Here is a 23,460-nt window from a genome sequence, read left to right as displayed (position 1 = left end):
ATCATGCGCTTCCTCCTTTACGAACTATTAACAGAAAGAAAGGCAATCCCATTATCGCAATGATTGCTGCTGCCGGTGTTTCATACGGAGCGTTAATCGTACGTCCTAGCGTATCAGCCAAAAGCATGAAAGTGGCTCCTAGAATGGCTGCCATCGGGATGATCAGGCGATAATCGGTTCCAACAATTGCGCGCACAACATGAGGAACCATGAGTCCGATGAATACTAAATTTCCTACAAGTGCAACAGAAGCTCCAGCTAGCAGAATGACAACAATGAATAAAATAGCCTTCACCTGCGTTGTCTTCTGCCCCAACCCAATTGCTACTTCCTCGCTTAAACTGAGAATAGTGAGCTGCTTAGAGAGAAGTAAAGCAACGAGTATTCCTACTAGAATAAAAGGAATGATCACTTGAAGCTGATTCCAGGAAGTGCCGATAAGGCCTCCTGCTGTCCACATGGATACATCTTTAGAAACTTTGAAATAAATTCCAACTCCTTCCGCAATGGCGTACAAGAAGGCAGAGACAGCTGCGCCGGCAAGAACAAGGCGAAATGGGGAGAAGCCGCCTTTTTTCATTGCGCTAATCCCAAAGACCATGATGGTTCCGAGAGCTGCACCAATAAAACAGGCTATCGTAATACCGAAATAATTGGTTGTAGGAATGAAAACCAGTACTAACGCCAATGCGGCGTTTGCTCCTGCAGTTAATCCGAGTAAGCTCGGATCGGCAAGAGGGTTTTTAGTCATGCCCTGGATAACGGCACCTGAAACAGAAAGTGCGGATCCAACAAAAATAGCTGCCACCTCACGCGGGAATCGAATTTCACGGATCATTGACAGTTTTTCACCTGTTGTTTCTGTAGTCAATGCCAGCCACACATCATAAACGGTTGTGTCAGCTGCACCAAACACTATTGAAACAAGAAACATACTAACGCAGATAATCATTCCTGCAATCAGTTTGTATATAAATGGGATTGTACGTTGATCTTTTGTCATCTTTTCTCACTTTTCTTTTTATAAATGAAGGAAAAGGAGTTATTTGGAAAATACTCCTTTTGCCGAAAATCAGTTGCCAAGAAAGCTTTTTTTGAAAAAGTCCAACTGCAATTCCAAAGTGATTGGGTCGTTGAAATAAAATTCTTTTGAATTTACCTCAAATACATGATTATTCTTTACAGCCGGTATGCTTTTATATGTGTCGGTTTCTTGGAATGAATTATCCAAATCAGAATTTTTGCTTAGGATGACATAGTCACCGGCATATTCCGGAAGCACTTCTAAAGATAGTGCATAATATCCGTCTTTGAGGGCCATCTCCTTCACTTTTTCAGGCATGGCCAATTTCATCTCCTGGTATAAGATTTCAGTTCCGCGTCCCCAGTTGTCACCATATACATAAAGCTGTTTGTCCCAGTTTTCAATCACAGAAACGGTTGAATCCTCACCTATTTTTGCTTTGATTTCCTGGCCGGCAGCTTGTGCACGTTTTTTGAAATCGTCTACCCATTCTTTCGCTTCTTTTTCTTTATTCAATAGCTTGCCGATTTCCAAGTGTTGTGTCAGGTAGTCCACTTTGCCATACGTATACGTCACAGTAGGGGCGATTTCACTTAACTTATCAATGTTCTTTATAGTGGATAATCCAATGATCAAGTCCGGGTCCAATTCAATAATTTTTTCCAAATTCTCGTCAGAAACTTCTTCGACATCTTTTAAATCTTTTTCAAAGCGAGGGTTCATTTTAGACCAGGAATCTGCACCTACTAAATTGACGCCCAAAGCCATGACGTTTCCTGTAAAGCTGGAAAGGACGACTACTCGCTTAGGATTAGCGGGAACTTCTATGGGGCCGTTTTCAGATTCATATGTAATTGTTTCAGATTCATTTTCTTTGGAAGCAGAGCCGTTTTTCTGTTCGGCTGAGCTGCAACCGCTAATGAACAGCATGAGCGATAGTAGAGATGGAATCCAAATCTTTTTCATTCTTTTGTTCTCCTTTGATTAAATTATATGTGATGCACATGGGCTTGTTCGTACGGGGATCCCGTCCGATTTCCGCATCAATATGAAACACTTTTTTTAGCACACTACGGTTTATTACTTCTTCGCTGTTTCCTGCCTTTACAACCTCACCATCTTTTAGGGCGATAATATAATCCGCAAAGCGTGCCGCTTGATTCAGATCATGCAGAACCATGATAATAGTGCGATCCTGCTCTATATTGAGTCTTTGCAAAAGCTCTAAAACCTCCAGCTGATGTGCCATGTCCAGATAGGTGGTGGGTTCATCGAGAAAAATAATTTCTGTTTCCTGGGCCAGTGCCATAGCGATCCAAACACGCTGTCGCTGACCGCCGGACAGTGCATCTACGGAGCGGTATTTAAATGTACTTGTTCCAGTCACTTCAAGAGCCCAGTCAATAACCTCAATATCTCTGTTCGATAGGCGGCCAAATCCTTTCTGATAGGGAAAACGGCCATATGAAACCAATTCACCTACAGTTAATCCATTTATAATGTCAGGCGTCTGCGGAAGGATTGCCATCTTTTTGGCAAGAACTTTTGTATTCTCTTTTGTGATATCTTTGCCATCCAAAACGATTGACCCTGACCGATGAGATATAATCCGGGTGATCGCCTTTAACAAAGTCGACTTGCCGCAGCCATTCGAGCCGATTATTGTCGTAATCTTTTTATCAGGAATCTCAACATTCAAGTTTTTGACGATGAGATGCTCACCATAGCCAACATTCAAATTATCTGTATTCAGGCGGATCATTTTTTTACCTCCTTGTTAAATTTTAATTGATAATGATTATCAATTCCATTATGATATAACTATAGTGGCTTATTTTAGCGAAGTCAACAGTTTAATTGAGAATGAGAATCACTTATGTTTATTTAAGGAGCGGATTGGGATGGGACAGGATTTGTTTGACGTGACAGTAATCGGGGGAGGCCCCGCAGGTCTTTATTCCACTTTTTACAGCGGACTCAGGGGAATGAAAACAAAACTGATTGAATATCAGCCGCAATTGGGCGGGAAAGTACATGTTTATCCGGAAAAGATGATTTGGGATGTTGGCGGGTTAACGCCGATTACCGGAGCCAAATTAATTATGCAGCTTGTAGAGCAGGGGCTGACATTCAATCCCGAAGTCGTGTTAAATGAGAAAGTTGAATCGATCACAAAAAATGATCAAGGGATGTTCATATTACATACCGCTTCAGGACAAATGCATTATTCGAAAACAGTCATTGTTGCGGTCGGCAGCGGAATTTTGAAGCCGCAAAAATTGAATATAGAAGGAGCAGATAGGTATGAAGTGTCGAATCTGCATTATACGGTTAAGTCATTAAAATATTTTAAAGATAAAAACGTGATCATTTCCGGTGGAGGGAATTCGGCTATTGACTGGGCAAATGAATTGGAGCCTATCGCAAAAAATGTGTATCTCACTTATAGAAAAGATAAATTAGCTGCGCATGAAGCTCAGGTAACACAACTTTTGGACAGTTCAGTTGTTTGTTTCTTCAATACCTCTATTACAAAGCTGATTGCCTGTAACAACCAAGAGTTAATTGAACAGGTAGAATTGAAAAATGCGAAAACAGGGGAAGTTTCCTATTTGTCTATTGATGAAGTGATTATCAATCATGGATATGAGAGAGATATTGCATTGCTGGATAACAGCGAGGTGAAGATAAGAAGAGCAGATCATTATTATATTGCGGGGAATGCATGCAGTGAATCATCCATTGAAGGCCTTTATGCTGCCGGAGATATTCTTATGTACGAAGGGAAAGTCAATTTAATAGCTGGGGCTTTTCAGGACGCTGCAAATGCTGTGAACAAAGCAAAGCAGTATATTGATCCGGATGCTGATAAAACAGGAATGGTGTCTTCCCATAATGAGAAGTTCAAAGAACGCAATAGAGAGCTGGTCAAAAAAATAGTTCAGTTGTAAGATAACCGCTTCTCTAGTATTGTGGAGTCGATACTTAAAGAAAGGGCTGCTCCATCGCCATTGATTTGTGGCAAAAGAGGCAGCTCAATCTATTAATTATACGCTTATGACTGCAATAATCCCCTCAGCGTCATCAAGAACAAGCTCGATTCCCGCATAAGGATATTCATTTAAAAACTCATCCAGCCATAACCGCAGCGCTTCAATGATATCAATTGTTTCGAGGCCGTGCTTCATTCCATTGACATAGGCCTCTGCGGAAAAGCCACTGTCATCGTCATACAATAATTCCACTTCCACGTCTTCAGGCTGGACGTGCTTTTTGCGGGATTGATCAACGCAGATGGCGTTAATGATATCCTGTTCTGAAATTGTTATCTGCCCCACGGTCCGGTATCCTCTCTTCTTTTCTGCTGAGTCAAGGCTTGGAACACTTTACGGATCACTGCAAAAAGTACATAGATAGCAGCCAGGTTGATCATCAGTCCCAACAGGGAACCCAAAGCCCCCATGTTGGCGAAAAGACTACCGAAAAGCAAACCGGCCAACCCGCCGAACATCAGGCCTTTCATCAGTCCTCCTGAAAAGAATCCGCCTTTAGGGTTCGTCTGCTGCTTAGTGGAATTTGTTTTTGGCGCTTCCTGCTTTTGCTTCTGTTGGAAATTTGACTGGTTATTTTTCATATTGAAGCTTCTTTTACCAGATTTATAGCCTTTTGCCTCAACTGTTGCATGATCCTGAAAAACAAAGCTTCCGACTGGAGATAATAGAAGTGTTGCAGTGAGCAATGCTGTAATTATTTTTTTCATTTCAATCCTCCGTTGATTTTGTACAATACTATCATTATAGCCTAACTTCACCTTTTTCTATATGAAAATGATTTGGGGCTAAAACGATTTCAACGGGAAGTGTATAATAGACAGTGTATAAGGTTTTTGAAAACAAGGATTTTATTGAATTGGTGAAAGGTGAGTTGGATGATACATTGGATTTGTATCTGAAAAGCCTGTAAGAGTCAAAATACCGTTTTTTCAGAGGAAGGTACATATGTCAGAAGAAAACATTACGAGACTTGAATTAAATGGAAAAGAGTTTATATTAATCGGGACTGCCCACGTTTCCAAGCAAAGTGCGGAGCAGGTAAAAGAGGTCATCGAAGCCGAGCAGCCGGATTCCGTTTGTGTGGAGCTGGATGAGCAAAGATTCGAGTCAATCCAGAATAAAAATCAATGGAAAGACATGGATATCTTTAAGGTCATCAAGGAAAAGAAAGCGACGCTGCTGCTGATGAACCTGGCGATCTCTTCGTTTCAAAAACGGATGGCCAAGCAGTTTGGCATCCAGGCTGGACAGGAAATGATCCAGGGTATCGAATCCGCCAGGGAAATAGGCGCAAACCTTGTTTTGGCGGACCGGAATATCCAGCTCACGTTTGCCCGTATTTGGAACAACCTCGGTTTCTGGGGCAAGGCTCAGCTGCTTTCGCAGGTGTTCTTCAGCATTTTCAGCAATGAGGAAATTACTGAAGAAGAGTTGGAAAAGATGAAAAATCAGGATACGATCAATACCATTTTAAAAGAATTCACCGAAAGCTTCCCGAGATTGAAAGTTCCGTTGATTGATGAGCGCGATCAATATTTGGCGCAAAAAATCAAAGAAACTCCCGGGAAAAAGATCGTGGCAGTCCTCGGTGCAGCGCATGTCCCTGGAATCACGGAGGAAATCCACAAGGAGCACGACCTGAAGCGCTTATCCGAACGTCCCCCGAAGTCAAAAGTGCCGAAAATCATTGGCTGGTCCATTCCCATTTTGATTTTTGCCTTGATAGCCTATACGTTTTACGCCAATCCATCCGCAGGCTGGCAGCAGACCATCAGCTGGGTATTATGGCATGGCTCTTTATCAGCCCTCGGAGCAGCGCTTGCTTTTGGACATCCATTGGCCATTCTTACAGCATTTGTGGCTTCGCCAATCACCTCATTGAATCCACTCCTTGCAGCAGGCTGGTTTGCCGGCGCCGTTCAGGCCTATATGCGAAGGCCGCATGTAAGAGACTTTGAAAACATGTCGCAAGATGTTTTCAGCTTCAAGGGTTTTTGGAATAATAAGGTAACGAGAATTCTGCTTGTCGTCGTATTGGCCAATCTAGGAAGTTCCGTCGGTACATTTGTCGGCGGGGTGGATGTCATTCGGCTGTTTTTGGAAAATATGAGGTAAGTGATCCTTTAGACTTACCATAAAGAAGGTTGCATGAAGGGTTAAAACTAATGAAAATCTAATTTACCATCATATGTTGATTCCTCCTGAACATTGGGTATATATTGAAAGTATAAGATATAAGATAAAAAAGAGAATGCTGCTGGTTAAAGCATTCTTGGTATAGCAGTCACCCGCAGATGCGGTGGCCAATCAGCGGAAAAAAGTAATCTATTTCCTACTTTGCCCAGCAGGGTGGATTCCTTTTTTCCATTCCAATCAATATTATGATCAATGTGATGAATGAGCAAAAAGCAATGACATGATCAGTGAGTGATGATCATTCGCGACACCCCTTTCGTCTATCTATGGGGAATGCTACCGCACCCTGCGACTGCTAATTATATTATCCTATTTTTTCTGCAAAAAATCTGCCAATTCCGACAAAACATACCCATTTCAGTCGAAAAACGGATCCATATAAAGGTCCAGCGTTTTAAATACAAAGCCGCAGCCAGTATCTCATCTGGCTGCGGCTTACTTTATATTCTTCGCGTTCATCTGGAACTATTACAACGCCTCTTTAATCACTTTTTTATAATACAGAACGGACAGCAGGCCGAAAATGGAATACAGTACAGTGTACAGCAGCATCACGATAAACATTGGCGTCCACAGCTCCGTCCCGAAGAAGAACCATCCGGATTTGACGGCGAAATACCCATGGAGCAATCCGATGCCAAGCGGGATGCCGAAGTTGAAGAGTTGTTTCGACTGGATGCCCCGCAACAGGTCACCGCGCGTGTATCCAAGCTTTCTCAGGATGGTGTAGTTCGGTTTTTCATCTTCGCTTTCGTCCATCTGCTTGAAGTAAAGGATACAGCCTGAAGTAATCAAGAAGGTGAGTCCCAAGAAGCCGACAATAAACATGGAAAGACCGTATAATTGTTTTTGGGTTTTGACCATTTCATATAGCGAATTGTAAGTCCAGATTTCGTCAAAACCAAGCGTGCGAAAGATGTCATTCGCTTTTTCAATGTTTTTTTCATCCTTAATGTCGATTCCGATATAAATCGGCTCTTTCTGAATCTTAGGATTCAAATCCTTCTTCAGGCGGTCAAACACGGTATCGTCTACAATGGCAACCGGCATGCCGCCGCTTGTAAAGGTCCAGGGCAGGATGACTTCCTTACGCAAGCCTTTGTAATGTTGCGTAATTGCCCCGTTTTGTGTTTTCCACTTGATTTTGCCATAGTCTTTAAAAGATATAAACTTCTGCATCACATCGGAATATCCGGTAAATACCGTATCGTCAGGGGAAACATCGATCCCATCGACTTCCCTGTCACTGACGACGGCCATCTGCATGACATTGGGGTCAAAATTCATACCCTCCAGGTCGCTGTCCAGAATGTCTTTAATATTGGCTTCCACTTGGATCACGTTGATTTTTGTTTCAGTGAAGGCAATCTGGTTCTTTTTAAAAGTATCTTTCAATTCATCCGCATCTTTTACGTCTGTTATGGTGAAATCCGCTGGAACATTGTCCCGCGCTGATTTTTCCACCGAATAATACGAAATGTAAGTGAGTGACAAAAACCCGACTGCCAAGGCAGATACTGTTGTAATGACAGTAAGCAGCAGCGCATTTGATTTCATCCGGAACATGATAGAAGAAAGCGAAAGCACTTCGTTAATGTTTAAATATCCGTTCTTCCTTTTCCGGATTAAATGAAAGATAAAACTTACTGAACCTTTATAAAAAAGGTATGTTCCAATAATGACGGAGGCGAGAATAAACAGCATGGCTCCGAGTAATTGCGGTGCCGTTGTAAAATCACCGCCAAACAGTTTTGATGATACATAATAGCCTGTGACAATCAAAATGATTCCAAGGATTCCGATGAGCACTTGAAATATGGATAGCTTCTTCACTTTTGTTTCAGTGGAAGAAAGGACCCGGAATAAAGACAAGATGCTCTGTCTCTTGATAAAAAAGTAATTCATCATCAGGATGAAAAGATAGATGACAGAAAAGACGGCCACTGTTTGGATTAATGCCTTTGACGAGAATGTCAGCGTGGCAATCTCATTCACTCCGGTTATCTTATACAAGATCATGGTGATTAACTTTGATACGGAAAAGCCGGCCAATATTCCAATCACCAGAGAGCTGAAATAAAGAATGAAATTTTCTGCGCCCAGAAGCTGGAAGATTTTATTTTTTGTCATCCCAATCAGCTGGAAAAGCCCAATTTCTTTGCTCCTTCTTTTAATAAAAAGTTGATTGGCGTATAAAAGGAACACCGAAACAATGGCTATAAGCAGGACGGATGCGGCTCGGAGCGCGGCTCCGCCTTTGATGGAACCTTTGGCCGCGTCCATTGCCGGGTCATATTGCAAGGTGACAAAAGCGAAATAAAGGGCGACGCTGAAAATCAAGGCAAAAACATAGAGATAGTAGTTCTTTATGTTCTTTTTCAAGTTGCGGAAAATGATCTGATTAACGTTCATCGTGGACACCGCCCAGCACGCCTTGGGTTTTCATGATATCCTTCAGGAACGTCTGTCTCGTTTCTTCGCCTTTGTTCAACTGTGTATACATTTGTCCATCTTTGATGAAAATCACTCTTCTTGAAAAGCTTGCAGCCACCGGGTCATGCGTGACCATGATAATCGTCGCACCCAATTTTTCGTTTAAGCTGCTCAGTTTATTTAAAAGATCCGAAGCGGATTTGGAATCAAGCGCGCCTGTCGGCTCGTCGGCAAAAATGATGCTTGGATTGTGAATGAAAGCCCTGGCTGCGGATGTCCGCTGCTTTTGCCCTCCGGAAATTTCATTCGGATATTTATCTTTTATTTCGGCGATGCCAAGTTCAGATGCCAGCTGATGGAACTTTTGCTCAGCTTCCTTTTTCGGCGTCTTTGTAATCGACAAGGGGAGAAGGATGTTTTCTTTCACTGTCAAAGTGTCTAGGAGATTATACTCCTGGAAAATAAAGCCGAGATGATTTTTCCGGAATTCGGCAAGCTGTTTTTCTTTCATGCCGACAATATCCTTGCCGTTAATTTTGATCATGCCCTGGCTTACCCGGTCGATGGAGGAAAGGACATTGAGCAATGTTGTTTTTCCGGATCCGGAAGCACCCATGATGCTGACAAAATCACCTTTTTCCACCTCGATGTCTATCCCTTTTAAAACTTCCTGTCTATTGAATTTATTCCCGTAGCTTTTATAAATTTTTTGCGCTTCAAGAATGCTCATTTAGGTTCACTCCTTTATTCGTTATTTTTATGATAAAAGGATTGAATGTCTTTTTCCTTCGATTGGCCGAACAAATAATAAAAGCATGTGACAATCATGTCACATGCGTGTGAGATTCACAAATTCGTTTGGTTTAGGGAAAGTTAGAGCAAAGATTGTCCCTCTGCCCGGTTGAGATCTTACATGAATTTGGATCAGCAGGGATTCGGCCGCTTTTTTTGCCAGATACAGCCCCATACCGGTTGCGGCCCTATCCGGATGTGTTGTTGAGGTAAAACCTTTGTCAAAAATGCGGGGGAGGTCCTTAGGGTCGATGCCGCGCCCGAAATCCTGCACTTCAAGGAAGGTTTGATCATGATCCTTCTTACTCTTAATGATAATGTCGGATTCCTCGCTGTATTTTACCGCATTCGTTAACAGCTGTCTTATGATAAAAGCGAGCCATTTCTCATCGCTGAGGACTTCATCTGCTTTCAAATCAACTTCAAATCCGATGCCTTTTTGCATGCACCATGACTGGAGGTTTTTAATCTCTTTAAAAACCAACGGTTCTAATGCAATTTTTTCGACATGGAGGTCATTTTCAATAAATGAAATCCTCTTCTGATGAAGCTGCTGGTCAAGCAAAAGGTGGATGCGCAGCCATTCGTAAGTAAGCTGTGCCTTTATTTTATCGTCTTCCAGCCGTTCAATTATCAAATGCATGGCGGTGAGCGGCGTTTTCACTTCATGGATCCAGGATAATAAATCATCTCTTTCCTGTTCGAGGGCTATCCGGTTGGCGGTGGTGACTTCCGTCTGCCTTTCTGTTTGATCCTTGATGCGATGTTCCACTATTTTCTCGAATGGGGCTACCGCTTCGTCTATTTCAGAAAGATCGAGGCTTCCATCCCATTCCTTCAAACTTTTGTAAAAGGGAGTTTCTTTATTGTAGCGGACCGCCAAAAAGATCATAAATATCATGAAAGATAGAAAAACGATATAAATGATGGAGTTGATCGGGATGGATGAATCTATATAGGCGATAAAAAGGAGCAGGAGCTGCGTAAATAAAAACAGCAAAATCCAGCTGCGCCTTTCAATCAAAAATTTTTTTAACATCTACTGATCCTCTTCTTTCGCCATGTAGCCCTGGCCCACTTTAGTTTCAATCATTTTGCCAAGCCCTATTTCTCCCAAGCTTTTTCTTAAGCGGTTTACATTGACAGTCAGCGTGTTGTCACTGACAAATCTTTCATCATCCCACAAGCTTTTGATCAGATCGGAACGGCTGACAATAGTATTTTTCCTCTCAATGAGAATCTTCAAGATAAACATTTCATTTTTCGTTAATTCGACTGTCCCGTTTTCGTTGGTAACGGTATTTTTCGCGTAGTCGACGGTTGCGCCGCACCAGGTTTTCATGTCCATAGATTCTGTATTGTAGTTGTAGACGCGGCGAAGGGTTGCCTGTATTTTGGCAATGAGCACGTCAAAGTGGAAGGGCTTCTGGATAAAATCGTCCGCTCCAAGCTGCATGGACATCACCATGTCCGTCGGGTGGTCCCGTGAGGACAAAAAGATGATCGGCACGTTGGAGTGGGAGCGGATCATCCGGCACCAATGGAAACCGTCAAATTTCGGAAGCTGGATATCAATCACTACCAGATCCGGCTTGATGGCGGCAAACTCCTGAAGCACCCGGCCAAAATCAGTCACGCCATATACATCATACGACCACTGCGAAAGCCGCTCTTTGATTTCATTGAACAAAGTCGCATCATCTTCTATTAGAAAGATTTTAAACATGGGATCACCGTTCTTTTTAAGTCTTTAAAAGTATTGTATATGAAAAGGGGCTGTATTGGAAAAGGATCCTGAAATTTCATGTTGACTCACTTAATTTTTTTTGAAATAATAAGTCCAGTTTCATACTGGTACCTTTAATTCAGTCCCGTGAGGCTGGCAAGGACAACGGATATATGAAGCGGTGAGCGAGAAATATCATTTTCGCCATTGTTTCATGTAGAGACAGGCTTCTTGTCGGAAAAAACGGCAGGAGGCCTTTTTCTTTTTCCACCCTTGAATAATTCTTCAGTACCAGTTCAAAATTTAATTCATATTGGAGGAATTGGGATGGAAAAGATAGACAAGGATTTTTCATTGGAGGCAGTGCCTCAATCACACCGCAATAATTTCTGGCAGATTCTGGTCGTCATGTTGGGACTCACATTTTTCTCCGCCAGCATGTGGTCAGGAGGCACGCTTGGCAAGGGCTTGACTTTCATGCAATTTATCGGGATCACTCTTGCGGGCAACTTAATCCTTGGCGCCTATACAGGGGCGTTGGCGTATATCGCGGCAAAGACCGGTTTATCCACCCACTTGCTTGCCCGCTACGCGTTCGGGGAAAAAGGATCTTACCTATCATCTTTCCTGCTGGCTGCAACGCAAGTCGGCTGGTTTGGGGTCGGTGTCGCGATGTTTGCTGTCCCTGTTCAAAAAGTGACGGGGTTGGATACGTATCTTTTGATTGGAATTGCAGGAATCCTCATGACCGTTACAGCGTTTTTCGGCATGAAAGCTTTAACGATTCTCGGCTTTATAGCAGTTCCGCTCATTACGATCCTTGGCAGCTTTTCCGTATTCAAAGCGACAGAATCAGTCGGGGGCATGCAAGGGTTGTTTCAATACCAGCCGACAGAAGCGATTGGACTGGCGGCCGCTTTGACCATTTGTGTAGGTTCCTTTATAAGCGCTGGAACATTGACGCCTGATTTTACCCGCTTTGCGAGAACGAAACGTTCAGCCGTCGTTTCGACTGTTATCGCCTTTTTCATCGGGAATTCACTCATGTTCCTTTTTGGTGCCGTTGGCGCAATCGCTACAGGGCAATCTGATATCTCTGAGGTCATGTTCTTGCAAAATCTGATCGTGCCGGCCATTATTGTGTTGGGGTTGAACATCTGGACAACGAATGACAATGCTCTGTATGCATCAGGACTTGGATTTTCCAATATCACAAAAATTCCCAGAAGCAAAGTCGTCATCTTTAACGGGATTGTCGGTACGATACTGGCGATGTGGCTTTACAACAACTTTGTGGATTGGTTGACGATTTTGGGCTCAACACTGCCTTCGATCGGTGCCATCATATTGGCCGACTTCTTCATCGTGAACCGCGGCAAGTACAAAAAGTTTGAAGAAATGACTTTTAAAGCGGTCAACTGGACGGCCATAGTCGCATGGGCCGCAGGGGTTGCCATTGCCGAACTTGCTCCAGGCATCCCGCCTGTCAATTCGCTGTTGGGTTCAGTTATTACGTTTGTCGTTCTTTCCAAGCTGTTTGCTAAAAAACAAACTGAAGAAATAATCGTTACAGAAAAGGTGGGCTAAACGATGATCATTCAAAATGCAAAACTCCGGGGCAAAGACGGCTTGTGGAACATTTTCGTCAGGGAAGGTAAAATTGAGGACATTTCCCAGGGGGCTGTTGAGCAAACGGATCAAGAAGTATTGGATGTGGACGGCTCTCTTGTCCTTCCACCTTTCATCGAGCCGCACATTCATCTGGATACAACATTGACGGCCGGGGAGCCGGAATGGAATCAAAGCGGCACATTATTTGAAGGCATTCAAAGATGGTCGCAAAGAAAAGAAACCCTTACGCTGGAAGATGTCAAAACAAGGGCCAAAACTGCGCTAAAATGGCAGATTGCCCAGGGGATTCAGCATGTCCGTACTCATGTGGATGTAACGGATCCGGACTTAACAGCAATGAAGGCAATGCTGGAAGTCAAAGAGGAAATGTCTCCTTATGTGGATTTGCAGCTTGTCGCTTTCCCGCAGGAAGGAATCCTTTCTTATCCCAACGGAGCGGAGCTGCTGGAGGAATCCTTGAAAATGGGTGCAGATGTCGTCGGCGGAATCCCCCATTTTGAATTTACACGGGAATATGGGGTCAATTCACTGAAAACAGCCTTTGACCTGGCGGAAAAATATGACCGCCTTGTTGATATCCATTGTGATGAAATTGATGATGAACAGTCCCGCTTTGTCGAAGTTGTAGCAGCCGAAAGCTATGAACGGGGACTCGGCAGCCGGGTAACCGCAAGCCATACGACAGCGATGGGCTCCTATAACGATCCTTATACGTACAAACTGTTCAGGCTTTTAAAAATGTCCGGAATCAACTTTGTGTCCAATCCTCTCGTCAATATCCACCTGCAGGGAAGGTTTGATACGTATCCGAAAAGACGGGGGCTGACGCGCGTAAAAGAGCTGCTGGAAGCCGGAATGAACGTCTGCTTCGGGCATGACGACATTTTCGACCCATGGTATCCGCTAGGAACAGGAAATATGCTCCAAGTGCTTCATATGGGCATCCACGCTTCACAGCTAATGGGCTACGAACAGATCGTCAACTCCATCGATCTAATTACTGAAAATAGCGCCAGGACGCTAAATATAGAAGACAGCTACGGAATCGAAAAAGGCAAGCCTGGCAACCTGATCGTCCTTTCCGCCGAGAATGAATACGAAGCGATCCGCAGGCAGGCAGTTGTCAAATACTCTATTCGAAACGGCCGCATCATTTCCGAAACGAAGCCAAGCGAAACCACAGTAAATCTAGGGTCGGAAGAAAAAGTTGACTTTGTCAGGCCATAAGAACTAAACCTCAAAGAACTATGCTCTTTGGGGTTTTTTGACTTTTAAAGAATGATAAAAATTTGGATGAAACATCTATATGGAATGATGATGTGATAGGCCCAGCTTCAGGCTCCATCGGCACAAGGATTAAGCCAATCTCTTGAAGGCAAACTACGCCTTCGCAAGCGTAGGCTAGCTTTGCGCCTAAGGCTGCGCGCCTTGCGCTTTTCTTTACATTGAATACCGGAAGTATCAAAATGAAAGGAAAGCTTGATATTTGGAGGTTTTTTATGGGTCTGCTGGCCGTTCAGCCGTATGTCAAAGTCCGAAGGCAAATCATTGACGGTGAAATCGTATCCGAAGAAGAGGAACGAAAAATCTATCTTTATCAAGACCGTCTCGTTACAAAACACCGCGAGTTCCCAATAAGGGATATTTCCGATTTATCATTTCGAAAAATGGGTGACGAAGGCGGATTGTTATATGTACATACGAGCAGGGGGATCTTTTCGTACACCGTGCCATCATCACCGGAGTCTTTTATAAAAGCCTTCAGGGTTCATATAAAGAAAGAATATTTTTAGGGAGTGAATTCCGTTATGAAGGTAAGCTATTCTTCTCCCTTCTTACGATCTTCTGGTTAATCTATATTCTACGGGATGACAAGCCGGTGGCAAAATAAAAAGCCTGTCAGAGTGACAGACTTATTGACGAAAAGTTAGTATAATAGAAATAGCAGTCGCAGGGTGCGGCGGCCCCCCACAGATAGATAGAAAGGGGGTGACGCGTATGATCGTTACTACTGATCACATCATTGCTTTTTGTGCATTCTTGACATTGATCATTGTGTTGATCGATAGGAATGGAAAAAAGTAATCCACCCTGCCAGGCAAGTAGGTGAAGGATTGACTTTTTTCGCCAATTGGCCGCCGCACCTATGCGGTTGACTGCTATACCGAGAATGCTGTTACCAGCAGCATTCTCTTTTTTTATTCTATTGCTTCTGTGTTTATTATATACCCATTATCCTCGCAGAATCAACATTATATAATAGGGGTGGATTGTTATATGTACATACGTGAAGGGGACTTTTCGTACGGAGTCTTGTATAAATCCTTCAGAATCCATATAAAGAAAGAATATTTTTAGGGGAGTGAATTCCGTTATGGAGGTAAAGGGAAGTCAACATTTACTTGCATTGGAGTCAATTTTGTTCGAAGAAACGGATGAGAGCAATCAGCTAAGCATGAAAGAATTGGCCAAAAAGTTGAAACATGCTTTTTCAAGCGAGACTGACTTTGATCCCCGGGCAATTAAAAGAGACTTGGAAGCCCTTGATGAACAGGGCTTTGAGATTATCATTAATAAAGGCATTTATGGAAAAGTCATGTACAGCCACCAGCATCGCTTAAGAGGCCAAGGTGGCGATAGCTCTTGAAAATGCTGAGACAGGGGAAGTATTTGATACAGTTGTATATCCGGATGATTTAGAGGAAGAAGAATAAAGCAAATAAAGCTACTATCCTTTCGATTGATGGTCTAATCTAATATTTATAATAAAGCAGCTTGATATTATTGAGCTGCTCTTTTTGGCGTTCAGCTATACATATGATTTGAGGTTGAAGCCTTTTTTATCTTCCTGCGGCAACTGCCGTTACTAGTACTTTCCGAAGACCGTATAATGTATTGCAAATTGGCATTTGATAAGAAAGGAGGTAGAAAAAATGTCTATACGACAGCCAAATAGATTAAAAAGAGCCAGGCGTTCTCCCAATCTGTCAGAACCGTTATTATCCCGAAATGTAACGCCGGGATTGAATAGAAATCCAGGAAGTCGTCCCCAGGCAAATTCAGCGTTTAGGGCGACTAATAGCACACCCCAGCCTGTTACTGCAAATGCAGCATCCCAAATTTTTTTTCCCAACGAACAATTTGATTTGGCAAATGAATATAATCCCGCCAATTCCACATTTACGCCGCAAACAACCGGCGTGTATTCACTCCAAGCTTCTTACGCATTTCAACCTGCTGTCATCGGTAATTTCTCTTTAGAAATTGTTTTTCTTATTAATGGCGTTACGTTCAGTCTAAACAATGAATCATTTGTGGGCAGCCTTACAGGGATTATATCAACTTCTGATATTTTGCAATTAAACGCAGAAGATGAGGTAACTGTTGCGATGAGAAGCACCGCAGCCGGGACCATTCTTGCGTCCTCTGGTACACATTTTGCTGCCGCCAGGCTATCATCTTCTGGAATTTAAAATAATTAGAAGAAAGGAGGGAGGAAAATGTCATCTCGTAAAAGAAGAAGAAAGGGTTATAGCAAATCCAGTCCGCTTTTAGCCCCAAATGTGACAAGGGGATTAAATAGACAATCCATTGCACCAACCTCCAACGAACAGGGCGATTTTACAGTACCTGCTGCAGCTGAATTGGATATTGCCCAAACCACTTCTGCATTCAGGGCAGTCAGAACTGGTCCTGACCCTTTAGCAGCACTTACTTTTACAAAAGTATTATATACGACAGAGCGATTGGATATTAACAGTGAGTACGACACTGCCACCGGAAACTTCATCCCTCAACAAAGTGGGATATATTCGTTTAATGCAAGTATCGTATTTTTACCGTCAGTATTAGGCCAAACATATTTTATTGAATTATTCATACGCGTGAATGGTAACGTTATAGCCTCGGCTTTTGATTATTTTCCCGGTAATGAGGGTTATACGGATGTCTCGGCAATCGTTCAATTACAGGCTGGGGATACCGTAGATGTCATAACGAGAAGCGGTGTGGCCGGAACAATCAACAATTTTTCCACCCCAGACCGAGTGCGCTTTGAAGGGGTAAGGATTAGTTAGTATGAACGAACAAGGAAAAAAAGAAGGGCAGGCCAAGCATCAAAAAAATATGCGGCGGCTTGGAAAAAGGCATAGAAACTTTAGGCCAAAAGAATCAAAGGAAAACCCAAGCCTCCCGGCGAAAGTATTTTTAAGAAAGAAATTTCTTAAAATTTTGCCGAGGAGGAGCATGATGAAAAAATTCTTTGCCGTTATTGCCAGCTTCATTCTTTTATTGAGTTTCCTTCCGCCTGCCGGTCATGCAAAAGCGAATGGCTCGAAAGAGCAGCGCTATTCGGTCCTGTTTAACAAGAATTCCATTCCTTCCACATTTGACCAGCAGGTAAAAAGCTTGGGCGGAGAAGTAACCTATACCGTTCCGGAAATTGGCTTTGCTCAAGTGAAGGTTCCATCAAAGGCATTTGGAAAATTGAAAGGGATTTCTGGTGTAAGCACGGCCAATCCTTCGATTAAGTGGAATCTGCCTAAGGCACACAGGATCAAAGCAAACAATATCAGTCCCGGTAATGCGGTTCTTTGGGACAAGCAATGGGATATTCAGCGCATCACAAATAATGGGGAAAGCTATAAGCTTGGAACGGGTTCCCATAATGTCGTCGTGGGAGTGATTGATACAGGAATCGATCGGGATCATCCAGACTTGGTGAAAAACCTGATGCCTGGTTCCAAAAACTTTGTTCCGGCCGGAGGATTCCAAGGGACGGAACCATATGAAAATGGAGATCCAAACGCATTCGATGATCTCCATGGGCATGGGAGCCATGTTGCCGGATCCATCGCAGCAAATGGGGCCATGCTGGGCGTAGCACCGGATACAGGAATCCGGGCTTATCGCGTATTTGGCACCAGCTCTGCGGAAACATCATGGATTATTGCAGCAATGGTTGCCGCAGCCAACGATGGGGTGGATGTCATTTCCATGAGTTTGGGCGGATTTGATGTCAAGGGGCAAATTTTTTATATTGATCCTGAAACAGGGAAAAAAGAAAATCTCGGAAATGATGTGGCGGATTTCAAAGCCTACAAACGTGCCGTCGATTATGCTACAGGCAAAGGGTCTCTTGTAGTTGTGGCTGCAGGAAATGAAAGCCTGAATGCAACGAATAAAAAAGAGGTCATGGAATATATCAATTTAGAACTTGCCGAATATGGGCTTTATGCTGTCGGAGCCGGTTTTGAAGTGCCGGGCACCATTCCGGGTGTCGTGACGGTTTCTGCAACGGGACCGAAAGATGTTCTGGCAAACTACTCAAACTACGGTCCGGGATTTATAGACATTGCCGCAGTGGGCGGGGATGCGAGAATGTACGATCAATATGAAGCAGAAGGAAGGTTTGATGAATATATAAACAAGCGCCTGTTTGAACAGGAGTTCAACCTGAGTGCAGGTGAAGATGGCGGCTACTATTGGTCCATCGGTACATCCATGGCTACTCCAAAAGTATCTGCTGTCGCTGCACTGCTAATCGACAAACATGGAAAAATGCCGCCGAAAAAACTGGAGGACCTGTTATACAAAACGGCTGTCGATCCAGTAAAGGGTACCGACAAAAAGAACTTTGGAAGCGGGCATTTGAATGCTTACAGAGCTTTAAAGTAAACGAAGGATTATATGATAATCCATAAAACAATAATGTAGGATTTCCTTATAATTGCCATAATTGCCGTTTTTTGGTCCTCATGAAATGCTTATGAGGACTTTTTTTAATGGTTGGGTGGCGGACTGATCCCCTTAAGAGTGTCTTGATCCTTATCACGGTCACTGGCTCCGCTCTCCAATGCCCGCGAAGGGACAAAAGTGCGTAACGCGGTCACTGGCTCCGCCCGCCCATCCCCCCAAAAAAGCTCCATGAAGCGCTCCTTCTTAAAGTGTTCATTTTTTGTGAAAAACCCCGTAATCCAATTGTAATAATTGAAACCTCGGTGTAAAATTAAAAGAGTTGCAGATACATATTTTTGTCGGGCAAACTTTATAAAAAGGGAAGTTTTTCAATTGGCTGGACGGATCAAATTACCTGGGTGGATTCTATTGTTTTTGGTGATTTTTCTTATAATCGGGGGAATTGACAGACTGGTAAACGTCTCAATCAAGGCGAAAAGCCAGGAAGAAATCCAAGAGGAGAAAGTTGTCAGCAAGTATCCTAAGATTAACCTGAAGACTGTAACAAAGCAGACGGATGAATATACATATTCTATCAACGAACCTGACATAGATAGTGAGAATGTCAATAAATCCATTAATAAATGGATCAAGGGCCAGAAAGAGAAATTTATAGAGGAAGCCGTACAAAACAAAGAGGAGCTTACAGATGGCATGCGTGCCGATCTCAACATCCAGATGGAGACCAATCGGATTACGGAAGATTATTACAGCCTTGTTTTCCGGAAATATATGATAAACGGCGGAGCAAACGGACAGAATACGGTGAAAGTTTTCAACATCGATATTGAAAATGACCGCTTTCTAAAAATCGGCGATATTTTGGATTTGAATAAAGACAACCTGGAAGGCATTCAAAAGGTTGTTTGGGATGAGCTTCATAACAATAAAGAAATCCAGCCGTATTTGGTTGTTGAAGATTTTAATCAGTGGGTGAAGCATCCGGAAGACTGGGAATGGTCCATCGACCGCAAGAACTTTTCCTTATACATAGATGAATACAAAATTGCCGCAGGAGCGGCTGGCGCTATTGAAATTGATGTCCCCGTTGAAAAGATGTATATCTATCTGCAGAAAGACGTTGATTCATTTTTAAAAATGCCAAAAGAGCAGAAGCTTGAAAAAGAAAAAATCATTCAGCAGGAACAATTGAAACTGGATCCGAATGGTAAATATGTGGCGCTGACATTCGATGACGGTCCAAGTCCAGATGTAACGCCAAGAATACTGAAAACATTGAAGGAACACAATGCAAAAGCCACCTTCTTCATGCTTGGAAACCAAGTGGATTATTATCCTGAGCTTGCCCGGAAAGTGGCGGAAGAGGGGCATGAAATCGGCAACCACTCTAGAAGCCATCCGAACTTATCGAAATTAGGGCCGAAGAAAATAAAAGAGGAAATGGACTATTCGAAGGAAAAAATTGTGGAAGCAACCGGAATAACTCCTCATCTGCTCCGTCCTCCTTATGGCGCCTATAACGATCATTTTGTAAAATACGCAAAAGAAAACGGCGATTCTATCATTCTTTGGTCAGTGGATTCTTTGGATTGGAAGATCCGAAATGCTTTTTCGGTGAAAAAAAAAGTCGAAAGCAGCGTTGCTCCGGGGGGAATGGTCCTTATGCACGATATCCATTCCTCAACGGCAGATGCATTGCCGAATCTTTTGACTCAATTGGAAAAGGAAGGCTATCAATTTGTCACGGTGTCCCAGCTTCTCAACTGGAAAGAAGAGCAGGGGACAGGCCCGCATTTTGGAAGTTTGAAATAATCAATTTGAAAGGAGCAGCACGGGCTGCTCCTTTGGTGTTTGTATTGACATGCCTTCATTCTATATGTTATTAAATTAAATATTAGCACTCATGCGGATAGAGTGCCAAGGACCAATGGAAAGGGGATTTTCAGATGGCAAAACAGGCTTTCAAAGCTGAGTCCAAAAGACTGCTTGATTTGATGATCAATTCCATCTACTCCAATCGTGAAATCTTTTTGCGGGAATTGATCTCAAACGCGAGTGATGCAATTGACAAGATGTACTACAAGGCGCTTACGGATGACTCTTTGACGTTTAACCGTGAGGATTATTACATAAAAATTGATGCCGACAAAGAGAGCCGGACCTTGAAAGTAATGGATACCGGGATCGGAATGACAGAGGAAGAGCTTGAAAACAACCTCGGAGTCATTGCCAAGAGCGGTTCGCATGTCTTCAAAAGCGAAAATGAGATTAAAGACGGCCATGACATCATCGGCCAATTCGGTGTCGGGTTTTATTCTGCTTTTATGGTGGCGGACAAGGTGACGGTTTTAACAAAAGCTTTCGGAAGCGATCAGGCTTTTAAATGGGAATCCACCGGCGCGGACGGCTATACAATCGAGCCGTATGAAAAAGAGAACGTCGGCACTGAAATCCTCTTGAAGATCAAGGAAAACACCGAGGATGAAAATTATGATGAGTATTTAGAGGAATATCGCTTAAGATCAATCATCAAAAAATACTCCGATTTCATTCGCTATCCAATCAAGATGGAAGTCACCGAAAGCAGGCTGAAAGAAGGCAGCGAAAATGAATTCGAGGAATACAAAGAGGAACAGACGATCAACAGCATGGTTCCGATTTGGAGAAAGAACAAAAGCGAACTGACTGACGAAGATTACGTGAACTTTTATCAGGAGAAACATTATGGCTTTGACAAGCCCCTCAAGCATATCCATATTAAAGTCGACGGCACTGTCAGGTATAATGCAATCCTATTTATCCCAGAAAATATTCCTTTTGACTATTACTCGAAAGAATTCGAAAAAGGGCTTGAGCTGTATTCCAGCGGCGTACTGATCATGGAGAAATGTCCGGATCTGTTGCCCGATTATTTCAGTTTTGTCAAAGGGATGGTTGACTCCGAAGACTTGTCGCTGAATATTTCAAGGGAAATTTTACAGCAGGACCGGCAGTTGAAGTTTATCGCCAAAAATATCCAAAGCAAAATCAAACGGGAATTGGAGAACTTTTTAAAGAACGACAGGGAAAAATACGAACTGTTCTACAAATCTTTCGGCCGTCAGCTTAAATTCGGCGTCTATAACAATTTCGGCCAGGATAAGGACGTCTTGCAGGATCTGTTGATGTTCTATTCTTCCAAAGAAGAGAAGCTTGTCACACTCGATGAATATGTATCAAGAATGCCGGAAGACCAGAAATATATTTACTATGCGACCGGCGAAACGAATGAAAGAATCGCCCGGATGCCGCAGACCGAGCTTGTGGCGGACAAGGGGTATGAGATTCTATACTTTACGGAAGATGTCGATGAGTTTGCGATTAAAATGCTGATGTCCTATAAAGATAAAGAATTTAAATCTGTCGCAAGCGGTGACCTGGGCATTGATGAGGAAACCAAGGAGAAGACTGAGGCGGAAGAAAAGGAAAACAAGGACCTTCTGGATTATATGAAAGAGACCCTTTCCGGCAAAGTGAAGGATGTCAAAATTTCCACACGCCTTAAAAACCATCCGGTGTGCCTGACGGCTGACGGGGAGGTTTCCATTGAAATGGAAAAGATCCTCAGCGCCATGCCGAACAACCAGGAAGTAAAAGCGGATAAAATCCTCGAAATCAATGCGGATCACGACGTATTCAGGTCATTGAAAGCCGCTTTCGAACAAGATAAAGAAAAGGCTGCCCTTTATACAAATCTCCTGTATAATCAGGCGCTGCTCATCGAAGGATTGCCGGTTGCAGATCCAATAGAATTTACAAATGATATTTGCAAGGTTATGGTATAAACATGGGGCAGTCCCAAGAAACGGGGCTGCCCTCTTCATATAAATTATTTGCAGGAGGTATGGACATTGTCGAATCCATTTGAAAATTTTACCCCGGATTTTTGCACGTCAGGCACATTTATGAGGCTGCCTTCCGAAAGGGAAAACCCCAAAGTGGCCATTTTGGGAATGCCTTTTGATACGGCGGCTTCCTACAGGGCAGGCGCAAGGTTTGGCCCGCAGGCGATACGTCAGGCATCTTTGACCTTATCACCGCAGAATGAATTGCTGAAAGTTTCGCCTTTTGAAGATACGCAAGCTATTGACATGGGGGATTTGCCTGTTATCACCCAAAATATTCATAAAAGTTATGATATTATGGAAAAAGCCATGTTGGAACTAATGAAGAAAAACATCATTCCTATCGGGCTGGGAGGAGACCACTCCATCACATTAGCAAGTCTGCGTGCAGCTGCCAAGGTTTACGGACCTGTCGCCTTGCTTCAGTTTGACTCTCATACAGATACATGGGATACATATATGGATGAAAAATACTGGCACGGCTCTCCTTTTATCCGGGCACATGAAGAGGGGCTTGTCCAGCCGGATAAAGTGATTCAAATTGGCATGCGTGGCTGGGATATTGATTCCAGCTTGGAATTGGGCTACAACGTTGTTACACAGGATGAGCTGTTCAACCGGGGAATTGACGATGTTGTTCAACAAGTTAAAGACATTATTGGTAATACACCTTGTTTTTTAACCTTTGACATTGACTTTGTTGACCCAGCCTATGCGCCGGGTACCGGAACTCCAGAGGTTGGGGGCTTTAGCAGCCATGAAACACTAAAAATGGTCCGTTCCCTGACAGACATGAACTTTATAGGTTTTGACCTTGTGGAAGTGCTGCCGTCCTTCGATCCAACCCAAATAACGGCTCTGTTGGCAGCAACCATTGTGCACAACTTTGGAAGCCTTGCAGCCGTTCAGTTGAATCAAGATAAGGCAAAATAAGAAATAAATTGAAGCCGCTCCATTCCGAGCGGCTTTTCAAATTGAGTTCTAAGAAAGTATAATTTTTTTCAAAGATATTCGTATAAAATT

General features: G+C 43.1%; 21 protein-coding genes. 12 read left to right on the top strand and 9 right to left on the bottom strand.

Annotated features, from left to right (window positions below; translation table 11 throughout):
- Nucleotide 1 precedes the first annotated feature (1 nt).
- The 3 genes from D4N35_RS06035 to D4N35_RS06025 form a co-directional block, all read right to left on the bottom strand.
- Complete coding sequence (locus tag D4N35_RS06035; protein ID WP_120071459.1) at nucleotides 2-1,003, bottom strand: FecCD family ABC transporter permease; 1,002 nt, start codon at nucleotides 1,001-1,003, stop codon at nucleotides 2-4.
- A 69-nt stretch (nucleotides 1,004-1,072) separates the two neighbouring features.
- Complete coding sequence (locus D4N35_RS06030) at nucleotides 1,073-1,954, bottom strand: iron-hydroxamate ABC transporter substrate-binding protein (RefSeq protein ID WP_430722771.1); 882 nt, start codon at nucleotides 1,952-1,954, stop codon at nucleotides 1,073-1,075.
- Nucleotides 1,941-2,786: an ABC transporter ATP-binding protein gene (locus D4N35_RS06025; protein ID WP_120071454.1), complete on the bottom strand. Its 846-nt coding sequence runs from the start codon at nucleotides 2,784-2,786 to the stop codon at nucleotides 1,941-1,943. The genes D4N35_RS06030 and D4N35_RS06025 overlap by 14 nt, the downstream gene beginning before the upstream one ends.
- A gap of 139 nt (nucleotides 2,787-2,925) precedes the next feature.
- On the opposite strand from D4N35_RS06025, the gene D4N35_RS06020 reads away from it, so the two are divergent.
- Nucleotides 2,926-3,975: an NAD(P)/FAD-dependent oxidoreductase gene (locus D4N35_RS06020; protein ID WP_120071452.1), complete on the top strand. Its 1,050-nt coding sequence runs from the start codon at nucleotides 2,926-2,928 to the stop codon at nucleotides 3,973-3,975.
- A 96-nt stretch (nucleotides 3,976-4,071) separates the two neighbouring features.
- On the opposite strand, the gene D4N35_RS06015 is transcribed toward D4N35_RS06020, so the two are convergent.
- Nucleotides 4,072-4,362 (bottom strand): DUF2653 family protein, encoded by a 291-nt coding sequence (locus D4N35_RS06015; RefSeq protein WP_120071450.1) that lies wholly within the window; start codon nucleotides 4,360-4,362, stop codon nucleotides 4,072-4,074.
- Nucleotides 4,350-4,784 carry a hypothetical protein gene (locus D4N35_RS06010; protein ID WP_120071448.1) on the bottom strand — a complete coding sequence of 145 codons (435 nt, stop codon included), beginning with the start codon at nucleotides 4,782-4,784 and terminating at the stop codon, nucleotides 4,350-4,352. The genes D4N35_RS06015 and D4N35_RS06010 overlap by 13 nt, the downstream gene beginning before the upstream one ends.
- Before the next feature lie 238 nt (nucleotides 4,785-5,022).
- Between D4N35_RS06010 and D4N35_RS06005 the strand changes: the two genes are divergently transcribed.
- Complete coding sequence (locus D4N35_RS06005) at nucleotides 5,023-6,192, top strand: TraB/GumN family protein (RefSeq protein ID WP_120071446.1); 1,170 nt, start codon at nucleotides 5,023-5,025, stop codon at nucleotides 6,190-6,192.
- 549 nt (nucleotides 6,193-6,741) lie between these two features.
- On the opposite strand, the gene D4N35_RS06000 is transcribed toward D4N35_RS06005, so the two are convergent.
- From D4N35_RS06000 to D4N35_RS05985, 4 genes are all read right to left on the bottom strand, one after another.
- The gene (locus tag D4N35_RS06000) at nucleotides 6,742-8,685 is read right to left on the bottom strand and encodes an ABC transporter permease (RefSeq protein WP_120071444.1); all 1,944 of its coding nucleotides are present in this window, start codon (nucleotides 8,683-8,685) and stop codon (nucleotides 6,742-6,744) included.
- Nucleotides 8,675-9,436, bottom strand: coding sequence for an ABC transporter ATP-binding protein (locus tag D4N35_RS05995; RefSeq protein ID WP_120071442.1), 762 nt, complete (start codon nucleotides 9,434-9,436; stop codon nucleotides 8,675-8,677). The genes D4N35_RS06000 and D4N35_RS05995 overlap by 11 nt, the downstream gene beginning before the upstream one ends.
- Before the next feature lie 99 nt (nucleotides 9,437-9,535).
- Entirely contained in the window at nucleotides 9,536-10,537 is a 1,002-nt protein-coding gene (locus D4N35_RS05990; RefSeq protein WP_120071440.1) for a sensor histidine kinase, read from the bottom strand.
- Nucleotides 10,538-11,224 (bottom strand): response regulator transcription factor, encoded by a 687-nt coding sequence (locus tag D4N35_RS05985; protein WP_120071438.1) that lies wholly within the window; start codon nucleotides 11,222-11,224, stop codon nucleotides 10,538-10,540.
- 327 nt (nucleotides 11,225-11,551) lie between these two features.
- On the opposite strand from D4N35_RS05985, the gene codB reads away from it, so the two are divergent.
- The 10 genes from codB to speB all read left to right on the top strand — a co-directional run bounded on the left by codB (nucleotide 11,552) and on the right by speB (nucleotide 23,370).
- On the top strand, nucleotides 11,552-12,811 hold the full coding sequence (gene codB / locus D4N35_RS05980; protein WP_120071576.1) for a cytosine permease: 1,260 nt from the start codon (nucleotides 11,552-11,554) through the stop codon (nucleotides 12,809-12,811).
- 3 nt (nucleotides 12,812-12,814) lie between these two features.
- Nucleotides 12,815-14,083: a cytosine deaminase gene (locus D4N35_RS05975; protein ID WP_120071436.1), complete on the top strand. Its 1,269-nt coding sequence runs from the start codon at nucleotides 12,815-12,817 to the stop codon at nucleotides 14,081-14,083.
- Nucleotides 14,084-14,355: 272 nt separating this feature from the next.
- On the top strand, nucleotides 14,356-14,649 hold the full coding sequence (locus D4N35_RS05970; protein ID WP_120071574.1) for a hypothetical protein: 294 nt from the start codon (nucleotides 14,356-14,358) through the stop codon (nucleotides 14,647-14,649).
- Between the two features lie 581 nt (nucleotides 14,650-15,230).
- On the top strand, nucleotides 15,231-15,503 hold the full coding sequence (locus D4N35_RS05965; protein WP_120071434.1) for a hypothetical protein: 273 nt from the start codon (nucleotides 15,231-15,233) through the stop codon (nucleotides 15,501-15,503).
- Nucleotides 15,504-15,789: 286 nt separating this feature from the next.
- Complete coding sequence (locus D4N35_RS05960) at nucleotides 15,790-16,329, top strand: C1q-like domain-containing protein (protein ID WP_120071432.1); 540 nt, start codon at nucleotides 15,790-15,792, stop codon at nucleotides 16,327-16,329.
- 27 nt (nucleotides 16,330-16,356) lie between these two features.
- Nucleotides 16,357-16,932 carry a C1q-like domain-containing protein gene (locus tag D4N35_RS05955; protein WP_120071430.1) on the top strand — a complete coding sequence of 192 codons (576 nt, stop codon included), beginning with the start codon at nucleotides 16,357-16,359 and terminating at the stop codon, nucleotides 16,930-16,932.
- A 169-nt stretch (nucleotides 16,933-17,101) separates the two neighbouring features.
- On the top strand, nucleotides 17,102-18,532 hold the full coding sequence (locus D4N35_RS05950) for a S8 family peptidase (RefSeq protein ID WP_235870305.1): 1,431 nt from the start codon (nucleotides 17,102-17,104) through the stop codon (nucleotides 18,530-18,532).
- Between the two features lie 438 nt (nucleotides 18,533-18,970).
- Nucleotides 18,971-20,365 (top strand): polysaccharide deacetylase family protein, encoded by a 1,395-nt coding sequence (locus D4N35_RS05945; RefSeq protein WP_235870308.1) that lies wholly within the window; start codon nucleotides 18,971-18,973, stop codon nucleotides 20,363-20,365.
- Between the two features lie 134 nt (nucleotides 20,366-20,499).
- Nucleotides 20,500-22,377 carry a molecular chaperone HtpG gene (gene htpG / locus D4N35_RS05940; RefSeq protein ID WP_120071426.1) on the top strand — a complete coding sequence of 626 codons (1,878 nt, stop codon included), beginning with the start codon at nucleotides 20,500-20,502 and terminating at the stop codon, nucleotides 22,375-22,377.
- Between the two features lie 120 nt (nucleotides 22,378-22,497).
- Nucleotides 22,498-23,370, top strand: coding sequence for an agmatinase (gene speB, locus D4N35_RS05935; RefSeq protein WP_120071570.1), 873 nt, complete (start codon nucleotides 22,498-22,500; stop codon nucleotides 23,368-23,370).
- The last annotated feature ends 90 nt before the right edge of the window (nucleotides 23,371-23,460 follow it).

Origin of the sequence: Siminovitchia fortis (genome assembly GCF_003605365.2) — a bacterium.
GTDB lineage: Bacteria > Bacillota > Bacilli > Bacillales > Bacillaceae_C > Siminovitchia > Siminovitchia fortis.
This window is presented reverse-complemented; position numbering and strand designations above follow the sequence as displayed.